Source organism: Gilliamella sp. Fer1-1, from assembly GCF_001690825.1.
Lineage (GTDB): Bacteria > Pseudomonadota > Gammaproteobacteria > Enterobacterales > Orbaceae > Gilliamella > Gilliamella apicola_C.
This window is the reverse complement of the sequence record NZ_LZGX01000042.1, coordinates 1-16,627: the sequence shown is the minus strand read 5'-3', so window position 1 is coordinate 16,627 and position 16,627 is coordinate 1. Positions and strand designations below refer to the sequence as shown.

Annotated in this window: 14 protein-coding genes, 1 pseudogene and 1 riboswitch; of the genes and pseudogenes, 4 read left to right on the top strand and 11 right to left on the bottom strand. The window is 35.9% G+C overall.

All coding sequences use genetic code 11. The annotated features are described in order from the left end of the window. Nucleotides 1–178 precede the first annotated feature (178 nt). Nucleotides 179–1,276 carry a tRNA (uridine(54)-C5)-methyltransferase TrmA gene (trmA, locus tag A9G28_RS06045; protein WP_065580075.1) on the bottom strand — a complete coding sequence of 366 codons (1,098 nt, stop codon included), beginning with the start codon at nt 1,274–1,276 and terminating at the stop codon, nt 179–181. Nucleotides 1,277–1,625: 349 nt separating this feature from the next. Here trmA and srmB point away from each other — a divergent pair, with 349 nt between their 5' ends. After that, on the top strand, nt 1,626–2,936 hold the full coding sequence (srmB, locus tag A9G28_RS06040) for an ATP-dependent RNA helicase SrmB (protein ID WP_065567256.1): 1,311 nt from the start codon (nt 1,626–1,628) through the stop codon (nt 2,934–2,936). Between the two features lie 118 nt (nt 2,937–3,054). Next, entirely contained in the window at nt 3,055–3,657 is a 603-nt protein-coding gene (locus A9G28_RS06035; protein ID WP_065567255.1) for a peroxiredoxin C, read from the top strand. A gap of 88 nt (nt 3,658–3,745) precedes the next feature. Here the strand turns inward: A9G28_RS06035 and A9G28_RS06030 are convergent, their stop codons facing one another. From A9G28_RS06030 to eco, 9 genes and pseudogenes are all read right to left on the bottom strand, one after another. Further along, nucleotides 3,746–4,060 (bottom strand): DMT family transporter, encoded by a 315-nt coding sequence (locus A9G28_RS06030; RefSeq protein ID WP_065567254.1) that lies wholly within the window; start codon nt 4,058–4,060, stop codon nt 3,746–3,748. Nucleotides 4,061–4,086: 26 nt separating this feature from the next. Further along, entirely contained in the window at nt 4,087–4,410 is a 324-nt protein-coding gene (locus tag A9G28_RS06025; protein WP_218057105.1) for a DMT family transporter, read from the bottom strand. 493 nt (nt 4,411–4,903) lie between these two features. After that, the gene (locus A9G28_RS06020) at nt 4,904–5,218 is read right to left on the bottom strand and encodes a hypothetical protein (RefSeq protein ID WP_065567253.1); all 315 of its coding nucleotides are present in this window, start codon (nt 5,216–5,218) and stop codon (nt 4,904–4,906) included. Between the two features lie 257 nt (nt 5,219–5,475). After that, the gene (gene ribB / locus A9G28_RS06015) at nt 5,476–6,120 is read right to left on the bottom strand and encodes a 3,4-dihydroxy-2-butanone-4-phosphate synthase (protein ID WP_065567252.1); all 645 of its coding nucleotides are present in this window, start codon (nt 6,118–6,120) and stop codon (nt 5,476–5,478) included. A 163-nt stretch (nt 6,121–6,283) separates the two neighbouring features. Continuing rightward, nucleotides 6,284–6,463, bottom strand: a riboswitch (FMN riboswitch). A 110-nt stretch (nt 6,464–6,573) separates the two neighbouring features. Then, nucleotides 6,574–7,332, bottom strand: a complete 759-nt coding sequence (locus tag A9G28_RS06010; protein WP_081295587.1) for an ABC transporter permease subunit — start codon at nt 7,330–7,332, stop codon at nt 6,574–6,576. A 243-nt stretch (nt 7,333–7,575) separates the two neighbouring features. Further along, a pseudogene (gene potH / locus A9G28_RS06005) lies at nt 7,576–8,448 on the bottom strand (putrescine ABC transporter permease PotH); the annotation flags it as partial. Between the two features lie 318 nt (nt 8,449–8,766). Next, the gene (gene potG / locus A9G28_RS06000; RefSeq protein WP_218057107.1) at nt 8,767–9,903 is read right to left on the bottom strand and encodes a putrescine ABC transporter ATP-binding subunit PotG; all 1,137 of its coding nucleotides are present in this window, start codon (nt 9,901–9,903) and stop codon (nt 8,767–8,769) included. A gap of 100 nt (nt 9,904–10,003) precedes the next feature. After that, complete coding sequence (locus A9G28_RS05995; RefSeq protein WP_065580074.1) at nt 10,004–11,113, bottom strand: extracellular solute-binding protein; 1,110 nt, start codon at nt 11,111–11,113, stop codon at nt 10,004–10,006. Between the two features lie 339 nt (nt 11,114–11,452). Beyond that, complete coding sequence (eco, locus tag A9G28_RS05990; RefSeq protein ID WP_065567250.1) at nt 11,453–11,947, bottom strand: serine protease inhibitor ecotin; 495 nt, start codon at nt 11,945–11,947, stop codon at nt 11,453–11,455. Nucleotides 11,948–12,067: 120 nt separating this feature from the next. Here eco and ydiK point away from each other — a divergent pair, with 120 nt between their 5' ends. Both ydiK and pssA read left to right on the top strand, forming a co-directional pair. Then, on the top strand, nt 12,068–13,120 hold the full coding sequence (gene ydiK / locus A9G28_RS05985; RefSeq protein ID WP_065567249.1) for an AI-2E family transporter YdiK: 1,053 nt from the start codon (nt 12,068–12,070) through the stop codon (nt 13,118–13,120). Nucleotides 13,121–13,319: 199 nt separating this feature from the next. Next, on the top strand, nt 13,320–14,675 hold the full coding sequence (gene pssA / locus A9G28_RS05980; protein ID WP_065580073.1) for a CDP-diacylglycerol--serine O-phosphatidyltransferase: 1,356 nt from the start codon (nt 13,320–13,322) through the stop codon (nt 14,673–14,675). Between the two features lie 367 nt (nt 14,676–15,042). Here pssA and guaB read toward each other — a convergent pair whose 3' ends face one another. Then, nucleotides 15,043–16,509, bottom strand: coding sequence for an IMP dehydrogenase (gene guaB, locus A9G28_RS05975; protein ID WP_065580072.1), 1,467 nt, complete (start codon nt 16,507–16,509; stop codon nt 15,043–15,045). Nucleotides 16,510–16,627 lie beyond the last annotated feature (118 nt).

Here is a 16,627-nt window from a genome sequence, read left to right as displayed (position 1 = left end):
GTTTCATTGTTTTATTTCCTTTCATCCATTCCTTGCAATTTAATGCAGCCCTAGTTTATCTAGGGTTTTTTTTTATCTAATTTAGCGCAAGTCTGTATATATACTGAAAACAATAATTAGTCACACATAAATTGGGCTTATTGTAGCAAAAATATCCTGTTTTGAATATCAGATCCTTTTACTTTTTACACAATACTATGCCTGTTTCGATATGATCGGTATAAGGAAATTGATCAAACATCGCAAAATGTTGAATTGAATGCGTTTTACTCAATAACTGCAAATTGTCGCGCAATGTATTTGGATTACACGAAATATAAATAATAGTTTTATAGGATTTCAATATATCAATAGTATTTAAATCCAATCCTGCACGAGGCGGGTCAACCAGTACCGTATCACACTGATAATCATCTAAATGAATTCCTTTTAAACGATTAAACTCACGCTCTTTTTTTATTGCGCTGGTAAACTCTTCAGCCGACAATCGGACAATAGTAAGGTTATCAATATGATTAATGGCAATATTATGCTGAGCAGAATAAACTGACGCTTTAGCAATTTCAGTGGCCAATACTTTTCGAAAGTTTTGTGCCAGTGCAATTGAAAAGTTACCATTACCACAATAAAACTCTAGTAAATCACCCGACAAATTTTTAGTGACTGATACAGCCCACTGTAACATCTTAATGTTCACCGCCGCATTAGGTTGGGTAAAACTATTTTCAACTTGACGATAAGTAAACGTTTTACCCATTATGGGTAAAATCTCATCAACATAATCGACATCAATTGCAATTTTTTGATTGCTAGCGCGCCCGACAATACTCGCATTTACGCCTTGTTTAGCTAATTGCATTTTTAATTTTTTTGCTTCAATTATCCATTCATCATTTAACTTTTTATGATATAAAAGCGTAATTAATAACTGACCACTTAAGGTTGAAAAATAATCGATTTGAAACAATAAATGCCGAAGTAGATGATTATGCTGTAATAAAGGCAAAATAGTTTGCATCGCTTGATTAATTAATTTAGTCGCAATAGGAAATTCATCAACGCGTACCCGTTTTTTTGTCTTTTTATCATACATAATATGATAAAGCTCCTCACCATGATGCCAGATTCTGAATTCAGCTCGCATTCGATAATGGCTAATGGGCGATGAATAGACTGTTAATTCGGGAAGAGAAAAGTCTGATAATAATGTTTTTAAAATATCTACTTTCCGTTCTAATTGCTTATTATAGTTATCAATCGAAAAACATTCAGTCATAGTTATTATCTGATGGTTATTATAGAAATATTATTTAATAGGAAATTTTGAACCAGCTTGTATTAAGGTACAAATTGATTAAGCGTTAAACCGCAACGGAATAGCCTAATCGCCATTTTACATGCTGTAATAATTTATCTAATCTTACCATAAACACTCAAAGATGATAAGTTTTGCTTAAATAAATCGTTAAGTTTTTAGGCATACAAGTTAACATTTTCTTCAAGATAACTTATCTGTAAGCAAATAACGTATAAAGAGCGAATAATAATCCATCACACTTTTATTGATTGTAGTTATAGTAATTGCCGTTATAATGTGTCTTATAATTTTAGATGAAAAGATCATTATGACAGTACACACTTTTTCTGATTTAGAGCTAGATGATATATTAATTCACAATCTTCAAACGCAGGATATAAACACCCCGACAGCAATCCAAGCACAAACGATTCCTGTTGCTCTAGATGGCAAAGATATTTTAGGCTCAGCACCAACTGGTACGGGTAAAACACTCGCTTTTTTAATTCCTGCTGTGCAACATTTATTAGATTTCCCTCGTCGTAAATCTGGGCCACCACGCATTTTGATATTAACACCAACGCGTGAACTCGCCATGCAAATTGCCGAGCAAGCCAAATTATTAACCGAATCGACACCGCTAAGCATCGCAACCATCACTGGTGGGGTTGCTTATATGAATCACGCTGAAGTATTTAGCAAAAATCAAGATATTGTTATTGCAACAACAGGTCGATTATTACAGTATATAAAAGAAGAAAATTTTGATTGCCGAGCAGTTGAGATGCTGATTTTAGATGAAGCAGACCGCATGCTCGATATGGGGTTTTCACAAGATGTCGAAACCATATCAGCCGAGACTCGCTGGCGTAAACAAACGTTACTATTTTCAGCGACACTTGAAGGAGAAGGGTTACATAATTTTGCCAGCCGTATTTTAAATGCACCAATCGAAATCAATGCTGATCCATCACGCAAAGAACGTAAAAAGATTTTACAATTTTATTATCGTGCTGACGACCTATCTCATAAAGTGGCACTACTTACTCACTTACTAAAACAACAAGAATTAAAAAAAACGATTGTATTTGTCCGTAAACGTGAACGTGTGCACGAATTAGTAAGCCTGCTACATCAAGCTGGCATCCATAGTTGCTATTTAGAAGGCGAAATGGTGCAAGCGAAACGTAACGAAGCAATAAAAAGAATGAGTAACAACACGGTCAATGTGCTTGTTGCAACCGATGTCGCAGCACGTGGAATCGATATTGACGATATCACCCATGTTATTAATTTTGATGCGCCAAAAACGGCCGATGTTTATTTACACCGTATTGGTCGCACTGCACGTGCAGGTAAAAAAGGTACGGCAATTATGCTAATTGAAGCTCATGATAACGAATTACTACAAAAAATTGAGCGCTATATCCAAGAACCAATAAAGCTAAGAACCATTGATGAATTGCGACCAAAAACAAAAGCCCCAAAGCCAGCAACAAAGAAAAAACCTTCGCAAAAAGCAAAATTAAAAAGTGCTCGCAAAAAAGAAGATACCAAGAAGAAAAAGATAAAACAGCGTCATCGAGATACCAAAAATAAAGGTAAACCTAAAAAATTAATAAATAATACCGAACAATAATCAACAGTTAATAGCTTAAACTTATGATACCGATTGTTTATAACAACTTGGACAATCGATTTTAGTTGCTATAATGCTTCACGATATGATTTACATTTAATTAGCAAGGAGAAACACTATGACATTAGTCACTCGCAAAGCCCCAGATTTTACATCAGCAGCAGTTTTAGGATCTGGAGAAATTGTTAACAATTTCAATTTATCACAACATATTCATGGTAAATATGCTGTGGTTTTTTTCTGGCCAATGGACTTTACTTTTGTTTGTCCATCAGAGATCATCGCATTTGATCACCGCCTAGAAGAATTCAAAAAGCGAGGAGTTGAAGTTATTGGTGTTTCAATGGACTCTGAATACGTACATAACGCTTGGCGAAACACACCTCGAGACAATGGTGGTATTGGTGAGGTAAAATTCCCGATTATTGCAGATATCAAACACGAAATTATGCAAGCATATGGTGTTGAACATCCTGAAGCCGGTGTGGCATTACGCGCATCATTCTTTATTGATAAATCAGGTATTGTACGCCATGAAACGATTAACGATTTACCAATTGGTCGTAATATCGACGAAATGATTCGTATTGTTGATGCGTTCCAATTCCATGAAGAGCATGGAGAAGTTTGCCCTGCACAATGGACAAAAGGTAAAAAAGGCATGCAAGCAAACCCGAAAGGCGTTGCAAGTTTCTTAAAAGAGCATGCTAACGAAATTTAATTTAATTTCATTTCTTTTTTTATTCAACCTTACATTATATTTTACCGGAGTTTATCTCCGGTTTTTTTGTCAGTATAATCAAAACTGATTATAAAGTAGCATGTAAACCAACAACACCAATAATAATAATGCTCAAACCAAATAATCGAGAAAAGTTTTTAGGCTCATTGAACAATAACATATTAGCTAACACTGCCCCCGATGTGCCAAGACCAACCCAAACAGGATACACAATACTCAATTCAAGATAATGGAGAGAAAAGTAAAAAAGCATAAAAGAAACAGAAAATCCTCCCCAATATAAAACAAGCCTAAACAGACTTTTTTGCTCTGCATATAACTTAAGACCAATCGCTCCAAGAACTTCAAAAACAGTTGCAATTAATATCAATAGCCATCCCATGATTAAATTTGTCCTTTATTGTAATATTAACTATCCGCACGTTTAAGTTGTACAACACCAATAATGATAAGTGCCACAAAAAAAAGTTGAATTAATTTAATTTCTTTGTCAAAAAGCAACATGTCAATCACTGTCGCACCAACTGCACCAACGCCTGAAAATATGGCATACACTGTACCTGTGGGTATTGTTTTACAAGCATTGGTTAAAAAAGTAAAATCGACAACAATTAGCAACACAATGATACCCCACTGCCATAGCTCGGTTGCGATGCTAAACCCTAAAATCCAACATAACTCAAAAAAGCAAGTCAGCACTACAAATGCCCACTCTTTATTCACGCTTAACATAGCTACCTCGTTTTGCTACTTTATTTTTTGTCATAACCTATTTTATATAGCACTTGATAATGATCTATCGTCGATAAACAACGACAAAATAAAAGATGGTTCGCAAACAGAACATTTGCCACCAAAAGAGCTTAATTACTGTATGTTTTTAACTATTAAGTCAAAAAAACGAATAAGTCAAAGCAACTAACCTTCATGATGCCTTACTATAAGTTTTATTATTATTTTTCAATAAGGTAGATAATTCTATAATGAAGAATCATCAATAGCAAGAGCAAACTTTTATAATTCAATGTATTACAATTTATATAAGTTAGCCTGCCTATTCCATATCATACCATATCGTATGCTTTTAGAAAGATATAAAAGAAATAGATAAATTGATAGAAAAAAATAAAAATAATTATACTTTTTTAATTTAATTTTAAATCAGTATAGAATAATAAGGTGTTGTTTTTAAACCGTTTTTATTATAAATCTAAAGTAGGCGTTATCATACTTGTTTAGTATCGCTATTTATAGGACAGTTAAGTTGGTTAAGCATAGGAAAAGGAAAGTAATTAGTCAAAATACTATGGGCTGTTAAAAAATAACTATCGCCATCAAGAAGATAAATAATTGGCCAACCACCCTTGGGAGCGGGTGGATTAGGTGCATAAATAGTAATTTTATAATCACTATGAGAGCTTGAATAAAAAACCTCTGTTTTAGAATTAGTTACAATCACATTCATCGATTTTGTTGATTCAGCTTGACAACCAGTAAGTGTTAAAAGTGCCATAAGATAAATAAAAATAGAACGTAGCATAAATTATCCAGATGTAAGCAAAATTTTTCTTCTTAATAAAATAAGCGAACAAGTCACGCTTTTCAAGCCAAATCGATAAAAAGACTAACTTCACTAACCCGATAAAAAACATTAACTTATAAACCTAAAAAATATTTCAGATAGCAGCTTTATCAATAGGGTTTCGATACAAAAAAATAAGTTAGATTTTTTAACGTTAAATATGATGAGTATAAATAACTCCGCCGAACAATTTCATCGGCGGAACAATTGTTAGCTCAAGCGTTGAGAGTGTTACGATACTCAACTATATCTTCAATGGTTACAACGGGCATATGGTATTGTTTGGCAAACTTTACCACTTCAGGTGCTCTTGCCATTGTGCCATCATCATTTGTTAACTCACACAGGACTGCAGCAGGTTTTAAACCCGCTAATGTCACTAAATCAATTGATGCTTCGGTATGACCTCGGCGAACCAATACCCCCCCTTCTTTAGCAACTAATGGAAAGACATGCCCGGGGTGATTAAGATCGCTAGGTTTAGCGTTATCATTAACCGCAGCTTTAATGGTCGTAACGCGGTCGGCAGCTGATACCCCCGTTGTTACACCATCGGCAGCTTCAATCGAAATAGTAAACGCAGTATTATTTTTACTGGTATTATTGGCCACCATCATAGGCAATTCCAATTCTTCGCAACGTTTTGGCGGTAAACATAAGCAAACAATGCCACTACCATAACGAATAGTAATAGCCATTTGTTCGGGAGTGATTGACTCAGCAGCCCAAATAATATCGCCTTCGTTTTCACGATCTTCATCATCTAAAACTAGCACACCTTGACCGGCTTGAATTGATGCAATGGCCTTTTTGACTCGTTCGATTGGAGTTCCAAACTCATTCAGATTAAACTGATTCATGGTAAATACCTATATTTTTAATTTGCTCATTTCATTATTTACTTAATTAAATTTGAATCATTATTGATGCATCAAATTAATTAAGTACAAATAAATAAAATACCAGAATCAGGGCTGTGCTTGACCAGTATGACTTTGCCTTTCAGCAAACATGAGAAAGATAAGCAACTCTCTTTTATCCAGACTTTAACTGTCGGCTTTGGAATTTCACCAAATCTGCTTGACCTTAATATATTTAGATGGTTTGTTATTAATAAAATAAACAGACCATTAAAATCTAAAATATTAAGCGCTCGTGGGCTATACCACCGGTGGGGAATTACGCCCCGCCCTGAGAATTTAGCCAAATAAATTGACCATTCACACTATAATACAAAATGATGGAAAAAACACGGAGATTTTAAAACGTAATATTGCCGCAATATGCGGCAATATTGAGATAAGAGGCAGGATTTAGTGCTTATGTGTTTCTTGAATGCGACGTCGCTCAGACTGACGCATCCATAACCACGAAATAAAACCGATAATCCCGACAATGAGTAATATAATTGTGGCTAAAGCGTTGACTTGTGGATCGACCCCTAAACGTACTTTTGAAAATATTAATTTAGGTAATGTCATTGCGCCTGGCCCTGTTACAAAATTAGCAATTACGACATCATCAAGTGATAAGGTAAATGCAAGTAACCAGCCAGAAACTAATGCCGGTGCAATCATTGGTAATGTAATAACAAAAAAGACTTTCAATGGGTTAGCACCTAAATCTAAAGCCGCTTCTTCAATAGATTTATCAAGTTCACGAAGCCTTGCACTAATGACTACCGTAACATAGGCAGTGCAGAAAGTCGCATGTGCCATCCAAATAGTTATTGCACCTCGATCTTTTGGCCACCCCAAGACCTGCCCCATGCCCACAAACAATAATAACAATGCCAAACCAGTAATAACATCAGGCATAACTAACGGCGCTGTTGTCATAAATGAGAACAAATTAGACCCACGGAATCGCCTAAAACGGATAATTGCATAAGCGGCTAATGTGCCGAGCACAACAGCAAAAGTAGCAGCGCATGCAGCAATAGATAGACTTAATCCGACAGCTTTAAGTAGTGTTTCATTGTGAATTAGCTCAAAATACCATTTGACTGAAAAATCCGCCCAAACTGTTACTAGCCGAGAACTGTTAAACGAATAAACAATCAAAATGATCATGGGGATATATAAAAACGAAAAGACAACTAAAAAGATAAGCCCCTTCAAGCATCGAAAAAACAGCGCTATAGTAACTAAAGCCGTAAGTATAAAACTAAAAGTAATACAGCCGTAATAAAAGCCACTTTGCCCCAAAAGCGCTAATCCCGATGATGAAATCAAAATACTCAATAAAATTGCACCCAGCAAAGAGGAGATAAATACAATCAGGGCGGATCGTGTAATAACAGGTAAATTGTTCATCTATTTACCCCCCATTTGTCGATTTTGGAATTTATTAAAATAGTAAATTGGTACAATTAATATCATCAACATCACACTTGCAACGGCTGAAGCTGCTGGCCAGTCATGATTGTTAAAGAACTCGGTCCAAAGCTGGGTACCAATCATAATGCCTTCAGAAGGCCCTAATAATTCAGGAATCACATATTCACCTACAGCAGGAATAAACACCAACATTCCCCCAGCAATAACACCATTTTTAGTCAAAGGTACAATAATTTTAAAAAACGTTTTAATTGGCTTACAACCTAAGTCTAGTGCCGCTTCAATTAATGTCGAATCGACCTTACTTAACGATGTATAAATTGGCAATACCACAAAGGGTAAATACGAATAAACAATACCAATATATACCGCAAAATAGGTTTTCATAATAATCAATGGCTGATCAATGACGCCTAACCACATCAAAAAGTGATTTAACAGTCCATTAGGGTTCAAAATACCAATCCATGCGTAAACACGAATTAAAAACGATGTCCACGAAGGTAAAATAATCAATAATAGTAAAATGTTACGGGTTGACTGTTTACATTGTGAAATCGCCCATGCCAATGGATAGCCAATCAAAATACACAGTATGGTTGAAATGGCTGCAATTTTAAGTGATTGCAAATAGGAATCGATGTAAATAGTATCGCTAATTAGGTTTAAATAGTTGCCAAAATTTAGCGCAATATTAAGCATACCATCATCATAACTGAGTAAATCAGTATAAGGTGGTACAGCCAAAGCCATTTCTGAAAAGCTGATTCTAAATACAATTAAAAATGGCAATAAAAATAGTAGCAACATCCATAAGTAAGGAGTGGCAATGACCACTAATCTACCATATAACGTCATCAAATCTGAATCGCTATGCTGTTGGCGCATTTTTTTATAAGCAAAATAAATTACTACAAACCCAACAGGAATAAACGCTATGCTACCAGCAATTATTAGCCGATAGGCGAATTTAGATGGCTTGTAATTAACTAAATATAAACCTAAACATGACAGCAAAAAACTCAATGTCATTGCGGTAAATAGCGCATCTAAAAATAAGTTATCAAAAGCACCTGTTGTTACAAAACGCCAATAAACATTGAGTAACACAAATGCATTTAATAACAATCCCAATAAAATGGATCGCATCACTATATCCTCTTTTGTTTATTCGGTAAGCACAACACAGCTATCAACTTCCCAACTTAAGTTAACAATATCTCCCCAAGTTGGCATACCTTTACGATAGCGGTGTTCATTTTGCAATTGTGCAATGATAATTTGGCCACTTGGCAATTTCACATGATAAATCGATAGATCACCTAAATAAGCAATTTCGACAACCTCACCTGTAGCACAGTTATACCCATCTTCAGGGAGTTGGTCACATAATTGGATTTTTTCTGGACGTAAGGCAATCTTAGCTGGTACACCTTCTACCGCTGGTGAATCATAATCGACTTTTAATGGATGTTTAATGGTAGGGCAACTGATAATTAAGCCGTCTTCTAATGTATCTTGTAAAATACCATCAAATATATTAACTGAGCCAATAAATTCAGCACTGTATTGGCAATTTGGATGTTCGTAAATTTCTTCTGGCTCACCAATTTGAACAAATTGACCTTTGTTCATAATGGCAATACGGCCTGCCATTGTCATGGCTTCTTCTTGATCATGGGTTACCATTACGCAAGTTGCTCCTACTTGCTCTAAAATGCTCACCACTTCAAGTTGCATACGATCACGTAGTTGCTTATCTAGTGCACCCATGGGTTCATCAAGCAACAATAATTTTGGTCGTTTAGCTAGGCTTCGAGCTAATGCCACACGTTGTCTTTGCCCGCCAGATAATTGGTGGGGTTTGCGTTTGCCAAATTGCTCCATATGCACTAACGCTAACATTTCTTCAACACGCTGTTTAATCTCATTATGACTTAACTTGTCTTGCTTTAGACCAAAGGCGATATTTTGCTCAACCGACATGTGAGGAAATAGAGCATACGATTGGAACATCATATTAATTGGGCGATTATAAGGTGGAACTTGTGATAAATCCTTACCATCAAGAATTATTTGACCTGATGTTGGTTGTTCAAAACCAGCAAGCATACGTAGTAGTGTTGATTTACCGCTTCCTGATGCACCCAGTAAAGCAAAAATTTCGCCAGTATAGATAGTCAAGTTGACATCATCAACAGCATAATAATCATCATTAAAAACTTTCGTTAAATTTTTGATCTCCAATAGCGGAGTTATCATCTTTTTTTTAGGCTGTACCTGATTTGTTGTTTTATTATTCACTCTTTTTTCCTCATAACAACAAGCCAAAAAAAACGAGACGGAAAGATCAAATTAATCTCCCCGTCTAGAATAGACCAATAAATAATTAGATAATTACTGCTTATTTACCAGTTTTTAATTTTGTCCACGTACGTGTGATAACACGTTCAAGTTTAGGTTCTTTAACTTTCAGGGTGAATAATTTTTCCATTACTTCTGGTTTTGGATAAACCGCAGGATCATTTTTCACATCTGGTTTTACAAATTTGTCGTTTGCTTCTTTATTGGCGCTAGCAAAATTAACATCATTAGTCACTTGCGCTGCAATTTCAGGTTTCATGACAAAATTTAAGAACTCGTGTGCTTCGTCAGGATTGGCTGAATCTTTTGGAATGGCAAAAGTATCAAAAAAGACTAATGCTCCTTCTTTTGGAATTTGATAGCCCACATGCACACCATTTTTTGCTTCATCAGCTCTATCGCGTGATTGTAAAATATCACCCGACCATCCTAAAATCACGCAAATATCACCATTTGCTAAATCGGTAATATATTGTGAAGAATGGAAATAGCGAATATTTGGGCGAACTTTTTCTAACAGCTCGTAAGCGGCGCCTGTGTAATCTTTAGCATCAGTACTATTCGGATCTTTTCCTAAATATTGAAGAGCACTTGCGAAAATTTCGGTTGGGGCATCTAAAAATGCTACGCCACAATCTTTCAGTTTTTCCATATTTTCAGGCTTAAATACTAGATCCCAGCTATTAACTGGCGCATCGCTACCTAAACGCTCTTTAACTTTATCAATGTTATAACCAATGCCTGTTGTCATCCACACATAAGGGATGGCATATTTATTATCAGGATCATGGGTAGCCATTAATTTCATTAAATTAGGATCAAGATTTTTCCAGTTAGGCAATTTGCTTTTATCTAATGGAAGATAAATATCAGATTTAATCTGTCTTGCTAAAAAACTATCTGATGGCGAAACCACATCAAAACCAGAATGGCCTGCCATTAATTTACCTTCAAGTGCTTCATTTGAATCATACACATCATAAACAAGCTTAATACCTGTAGATTTTTCAAAATCAGTAATTGTATTAGAGCCGATTTGCCCTGCCCAATTGTAAAAATGCACGACGCGATCTTTAGCAATAGCAGGTTGAGATAACGCTAGTGAAACACCAGCCACGATTGAAAGAATTGTTTTACGTTGAGTAAACATGCTCACCACTTCTCCTCTAGTTGTAGGGATATTACATGTTAGACACAAGCCCATTGCAAAGACACAACGGACCCCCAAATTTTGCCATCGACGTTGAGAAAATGATATAAATTATCAATGTAACACCGCCAAGCGAAACCGAGGTAATCAGGCAATCACAAGTCATTAATAATGATAAATGAACATGTCGAGCTAACCTTGCATTACAAGGGATAAAATACCTTTTTTTTCAAAGATGTCCACTTAAAAAATCAAATATTGAAAGTTTCAAGATTGAGTGGACATATTTTAACCACTCAATCGATAATTGATAACCAATTAATAATTCATAAATACAAACTATTCTGCATTAGCTTCTAGAATTTTATCCTTAGGTTGCCAAACACGGTATTTAACTTGCAAATCGTTAGGCACATAAAAAACTAATGGCACACTGCTGTTATAGTTAAATAAACCTAAATTGTGGCTAAGGGTCACAAATTGATTTTTATTGCTTCCTTCAGGGCAAGCCATTAAAGTTGAAATATTACCTGCGGCCTTTTCAACCACATAGTATGAATATCCCCAACCTTTAAGCTCTTCTTGCTTAACAGTACCACCAATATTATGTAAGTTACAATCAACATTCATTTCCTTGCCAATTATTACTTCAACTTTTGCATTGTTTTCGTTAGCAATAGCTGGCAGATAAATAGCATAACGTGTAGTGCCCTCTTGAGCAGTTGGAAATGGCGCTGTATCATTAGCATTTTGTGCAACAGGTTTAATTTTTGGTGTGTTGGCACACGCCGTTAATGACACACCTAATAATGCCAATAATAATAATTTTTTCATTTTTAAATCTCCAGTATGAAAGAATGAATCATCGATACATCATATCATCAATACATCATATTAATTTTAATTGATAATGCGTATAATAACACAATATAGATTAATAAATATGGTGTTAAAATGCCAGCAGAAAAAAATACTACCGATTTACTCAAGTTAATTTTAAACTTATTAATTATTGGGTTGCTAATCATTATTACCTATCGTATTGTTGAAGTTTTCTTATTTGGATTCTTTTGGGCGGTAATGGTAGTCATTGCGACTTGGCCATTAATGATAAAAATCCAAAAAAAACTGTTTAACAAGCGCTGGTTATCGTTGCTTGTTATGGCGTTAATACTTGCATTTGTTTGCATTATTCCATTTATATTAATTATTAGCTCTGTAGCACAAAATGGCCACCATCTTATTGAATGGGCTAAAACGCTACAACATCAAACACTACCCACGTTTGACTGGCTTGAAAACATACCGACCTTTGGTTCCGAGTTACATCAAAAATGGTTAAATCTGATTCAAACCGATGGTACCGATTTAGTTTCAAGCATACAGCCTTATATTGGTACCATGATAGGTTGGCTACTTGAACAAGCCACTAACATTGGTATATTTATTTTTCATGCTGGCGTCATGATTATTTTTAGTCTATTACTCTTTTTAAAAGGTGAAAGCATCACTAAATATGTCTACTTACTAGCTAATCGACTCTCTAAACAATACGGTGCAACCACCGTTACTTTAGCAGGGCAATCTATCCGTGCAGTAGCATTAGGCGTTGTGGTGACTGCCATCACCTTAGCGTTAATCGGCGGATTGAGTTTTCTTCTCACCAATATGCCATTACCTGGCGTACTGACACTCATCTTATTTATTTGCTGTGTAGCCCAAATTGGCCCTGTAGTGGTTATGCTTGGCTGCATCGCTTGGCAATTTTGGTCAGGTCATACCATTGAAGGTATCTGTTTAATTGTTGTTGCCATTATTTTAACCACTTTAGACAGCGTAATGCGTGCTTATTTAATAAAAAAAGGAGCTAATTTACCATTTTTACTCATTTTATTTGGCGTAATTGGTGGTTTACTTAGTTTTGGTATAATGGGATTGTTTATTGGTCCAGTAGTACTTGCATTAACTTACAAAATAATTGAAACATGGGTTGATGAGCAGTCTTAAACCATTTATTATCCTAGCAATAAAGCATAAACATGTTGCTAAAGGTTAATAAACATAATGATATGGCGTATTTAGCCTAAAGCAACTTAATCAAAATGCGCACATTTTAAAAGGAGTGTTATTTTTACTGGTCTTATTTACATTACTTTTAACTATCATTAGCCTAAAGTAATTTACCAGTTATAATGATAAATAAATCATGCGAATACCATTTATAAAATATAATCACCAAAAGCATCTTGATGAATTAGCAAAAATTCAACAAAATGCCAAGCAATATGAGATACTCAATAGTGCAAAAGCGTATCGACTAGCGTTAATTGACAAGATAAAAAACGCTCAGCAACGTATTTATATTGTCGCACTTTATCTAGAACAAGACGAGGCTGGTCAAGAAATTCTTGATGAGCTTTATCAAGTTAAACGGCAACGTCCAAATTTAGATATCAAAATATTTGTTGACTGGCATCGAGCACAGCGAGGAAGAATTGGTGAAGATAAAGCGCATACTAACGCCAATTATTATTATCAATTAAAACAAAAGAATCCAGAAATTGACATCCCAATTTATGGTGTGCCAGTTAATCGTCGTGAGGTGCTTGGTGTATTACACCTTAAGGGTTTTATTATAGATGATACGGTTATTTACAGCGGTGCAAGCATTAATAATGTCTATTTACACAAACGCGATAAATACCGTTACGACCGCTACCACTTTATTACTAATCCAGTATTAGCTGATAGTATGGTACAATTTATTCATGAGCATTTTTTACCATATCAAGCATTGCAATTGCTTAATTTGGGCACGCATAAAACCCGCAAACAGATCAAATCTGAAATCAAAGCCCTGCGCCAACATTTAATGGATGCAAACTACCAATACAGCGCCAATACTGACAATGAAACTTTATCGGTTGCACCAATAATGGGGCTTGGGCGCAATAATGCTTTAAATAAAGTTATTCATCACTTAATAAACGTTACCGAACAAAAAGTGATCTTTTGCACGCCTTACTTTAATTTACCAAGTATTTTAGTCCGCGATATTATCCGTTTGTTACGTAAAGGACGACAAGTGGAGCTGATTATTGGTGACAAAGAAGCCAACGATTTTTATATTCCACCAGATAAGCCTTTTAACATATCAGGTGGACTACCCTATTTATACGAAATCAACTTAAGAAGCTTTATCGAGCGCCTGCAACTCTTTATTGACAAAGAACAACTGATTATCCGCTTATGGAAGGATGAACAACAAAGCTACCACCTTAAAGGTATTTGGGTAGACGATAAATGGGTGCTTATAACAGGCAACAATCTAAATCCGCGAGCGTGGCGACTAGATCTTGAAAATGGCATATTAATACATGATCCAAAACAAGAATTGAGTGACAAATTCACCCAAGAACTAAACGCTATACGCCAAAAAACCACCTTGGTCACTCATTTTCAACAAATACAGGCAAGCCAATTTTATCCTAGCCAAGTGCATAAATTAATAAAGCGACTCAGCCGTATAAAAGTGGATAGAATTATTAAACGATTACTATGAAGTTATTGATATTTTAGATAACTAAAATAAGCACTGCCTAGCCAAATACCCTTGTTTGCTGGGGCAGTGCTATGCTTTATCAGGAACAACTCATTAAAATTAAATAAAAAGGTGGAATAACCCAAAATCATGTTTTGCAGCCTTATGTTAGGGTTGAGAGAGAATTCAGAACTGAATCTCCCAATTCAGGCGTGATGGCATCAATTATTCTGGGCACCAAAAGAATAAAACATTCCCCCCAATACTCCCCCTAAAATAACTTTTGACGTTATAAAAACAGTACGTTTTCTATAAAAATGGTTCAGAAAAGTCATTGATTTTATTGAAGTTTTTTATTTACAAAAAAAAGGAGGTTCCCCCCCCTTTTTTACGCGCCCGCTCTATAGTTAGGTGGCTCTTTGGTGATAAGTACATCATGCACATGGCTTTCTTTCATGCCTGCACCAGTAATTCGATAGAATTTAGACTGCGTTCTTAATGCATCAATTGTTGCGCAACCAGTTAGCCCCATACAAGATCTTAATCCTCCCATTTGTTGATGAACGATTTCTTTTAATTGTCCTTTGTAGGCAATGCGCCCTTCTATTCCCTCTGGTACCAGTTTATCTGCAGCATTGTCGGTTTGAAAATAGCGATCAGACGATCCTTTTGCCATTGCGCCAAGCGATCCCATGCCACGATATGATTTATAGGCTCGACCTTGAAATAATTCGATTTCGCCTGGTGCTTCTTCTGTGCCTGCAAACATTGAACCAACCATAACGCAAGATGCTCCTGCGGCAATGGCTTTGGCTATGTCGCCTGAATAACGAATTCCACCATCAGCGATAACAGGAATATTATGTTTTTGTGCGACTTCAACTGCATCCATAATCGCACTAATTTGTGGCACACCAACACCTGTTACAATGCGTGTTGTACAAATAGATCCTGGTCCAATCCCCACCTTAACAGCGCTAACTCCAGCTTCAATTAAGGCTTTAGCACCTTCAGCGGTGGCAACATTACCGCCAATAATTTGTAAATTAGGATAATTCTTTCTAGCTTGATAAATACGGTCAAGTACACCTTGCGAATGGCCATGTGAAGAGTCAATTAGCAACACATCAACGCCAGCCTCAACTAATGCGGCGATGCGCTCTTCATTACCTGGCGCAGCCCCAACAGCAGCTCCCACACGCAGGCGCCCTTTTTCATCTTTGCAGGCATTGGGTTTTTGCTCGGCTTTGTTGTAGTCTTTAACGGTAATCATACCTTTTAGATGGAAGCGTGAATCAACAACAAGTACTTTTTCGATACGGTGCTCATGCATTTTTTGAAGTACGATTTCACGTTGTTCACCTTCTTTGACGGTAACTAAGCGATCTTTAGGCGTCATAACGGCAGTAACAGGTAAAGATAAATCGGTGGCAAATCGTACATCTCGTGCAGTAATAATTCCAACCAGTTCTTGGGTTTCAGTCACAACAGGAAATCCAGCAAAACCATACTCTTTAGCTAGATCAATAACTTGCTTTATGGTTGCAGTAGGTAAAACAGATACAGGATCTTGAACTATACCACTTTCGTGTTTCTTTACTTGCCTTACATGATTGGCTTGATTTTCAATTGACATATTTTTGTGAATAAAACCAATTCCCCCCTCTTGTGCTAACGCAATGGCTAGATCTGATTCGGTTACTGTATCCATTGCTGCTGATAGCATTGGGATATTAAGTTTTATAGTTTGGGTTAGTTGCGTACTAATATCAGCTGTGTTCGGTAATACCGTTGAGTGGGCGGGAACTAATAGCACGTCGTCAAACGTGAGTGCTTCTTTAACTATACGAGACATGACAATATTCACCATTGGTTGGATTGTTGATAAAATATTGCCAAAGCATTTTACTTACTTTTACTTAAAAAAACCAGCGATATTTATATTAGATACGATTTATTAAGATAATATAAAA

Excerpts from the sequence above, each read along its gene's own strand:
- A9G28_RS06035 (WP_065567255.1), top strand. The coding sequence starts at position 3,055 with ATGACATTAGTCACTCGCAAAGCCCCAGATTTTACATCAGCAGCAGTT.
- eco (WP_065567250.1), bottom strand. The coding sequence starts at position 11,947 with ATGAAAAAATTATTATTATTGGCATTATTAGGTGTGTCATTAACGGCG.
- A9G28_RS05995 (WP_065580074.1), bottom strand. The coding sequence starts at position 11,113 with ATGTTTACTCAACGTAAAACAATTCTTTCAATCGTGGCTGGTGTTTCA.
- A9G28_RS06020 (WP_065567253.1), bottom strand. The coding sequence starts at position 5,218 with ATGCTACGTTCTATTTTTATTTATCTTATGGCACTTTTAACACTTACT.
- A9G28_RS06010 (WP_081295587.1), bottom strand. The coding sequence starts at position 7,332 with ATGATCATTTTGATTGTTTATTCGTTTAACAGTTCTCGGCTAGTAACA.
- ydiK (WP_065567249.1), top strand. The coding sequence starts at position 12,068 with ATGCCAGCAGAAAAAAATACTACCGATTTACTCAAGTTAATTTTAAAC.
- guaB (WP_065580072.1), bottom strand. The coding sequence starts at position 16,509 with ATGTCTCGTATAGTTAAAGAAGCACTCACGTTTGACGACGTGCTATTA.
- srmB (WP_065567256.1), top strand. The coding sequence starts at position 1,626 with ATGACAGTACACACTTTTTCTGATTTAGAGCTAGATGATATATTAATT.
- A9G28_RS06025 (WP_218057105.1), bottom strand. The coding sequence starts at position 4,410 with ATGTTAAGCGTGAATAAAGAGTGGGCATTTGTAGTGCTGACTTGCTTT.
- pssA (WP_065580073.1), top strand. The coding sequence starts at position 13,320 with ATGCGAATACCATTTATAAAATATAATCACCAAAAGCATCTTGATGAA.
- trmA (WP_065580075.1), bottom strand. The coding sequence starts at position 1,276 with ATGACTGAATGTTTTTCGATTGATAACTATAATAAGCAATTAGAACGG.
- ribB (WP_065567252.1), bottom strand. The coding sequence starts at position 6,120 with ATGAATCAGTTTAATCTGAATGAGTTTGGAACTCCAATCGAACGAGTC.
- A9G28_RS06030 (WP_065567254.1), bottom strand. The coding sequence starts at position 4,060 with ATGGGATGGCTATTGATATTAATTGCAACTGTTTTTGAAGTTCTTGGA.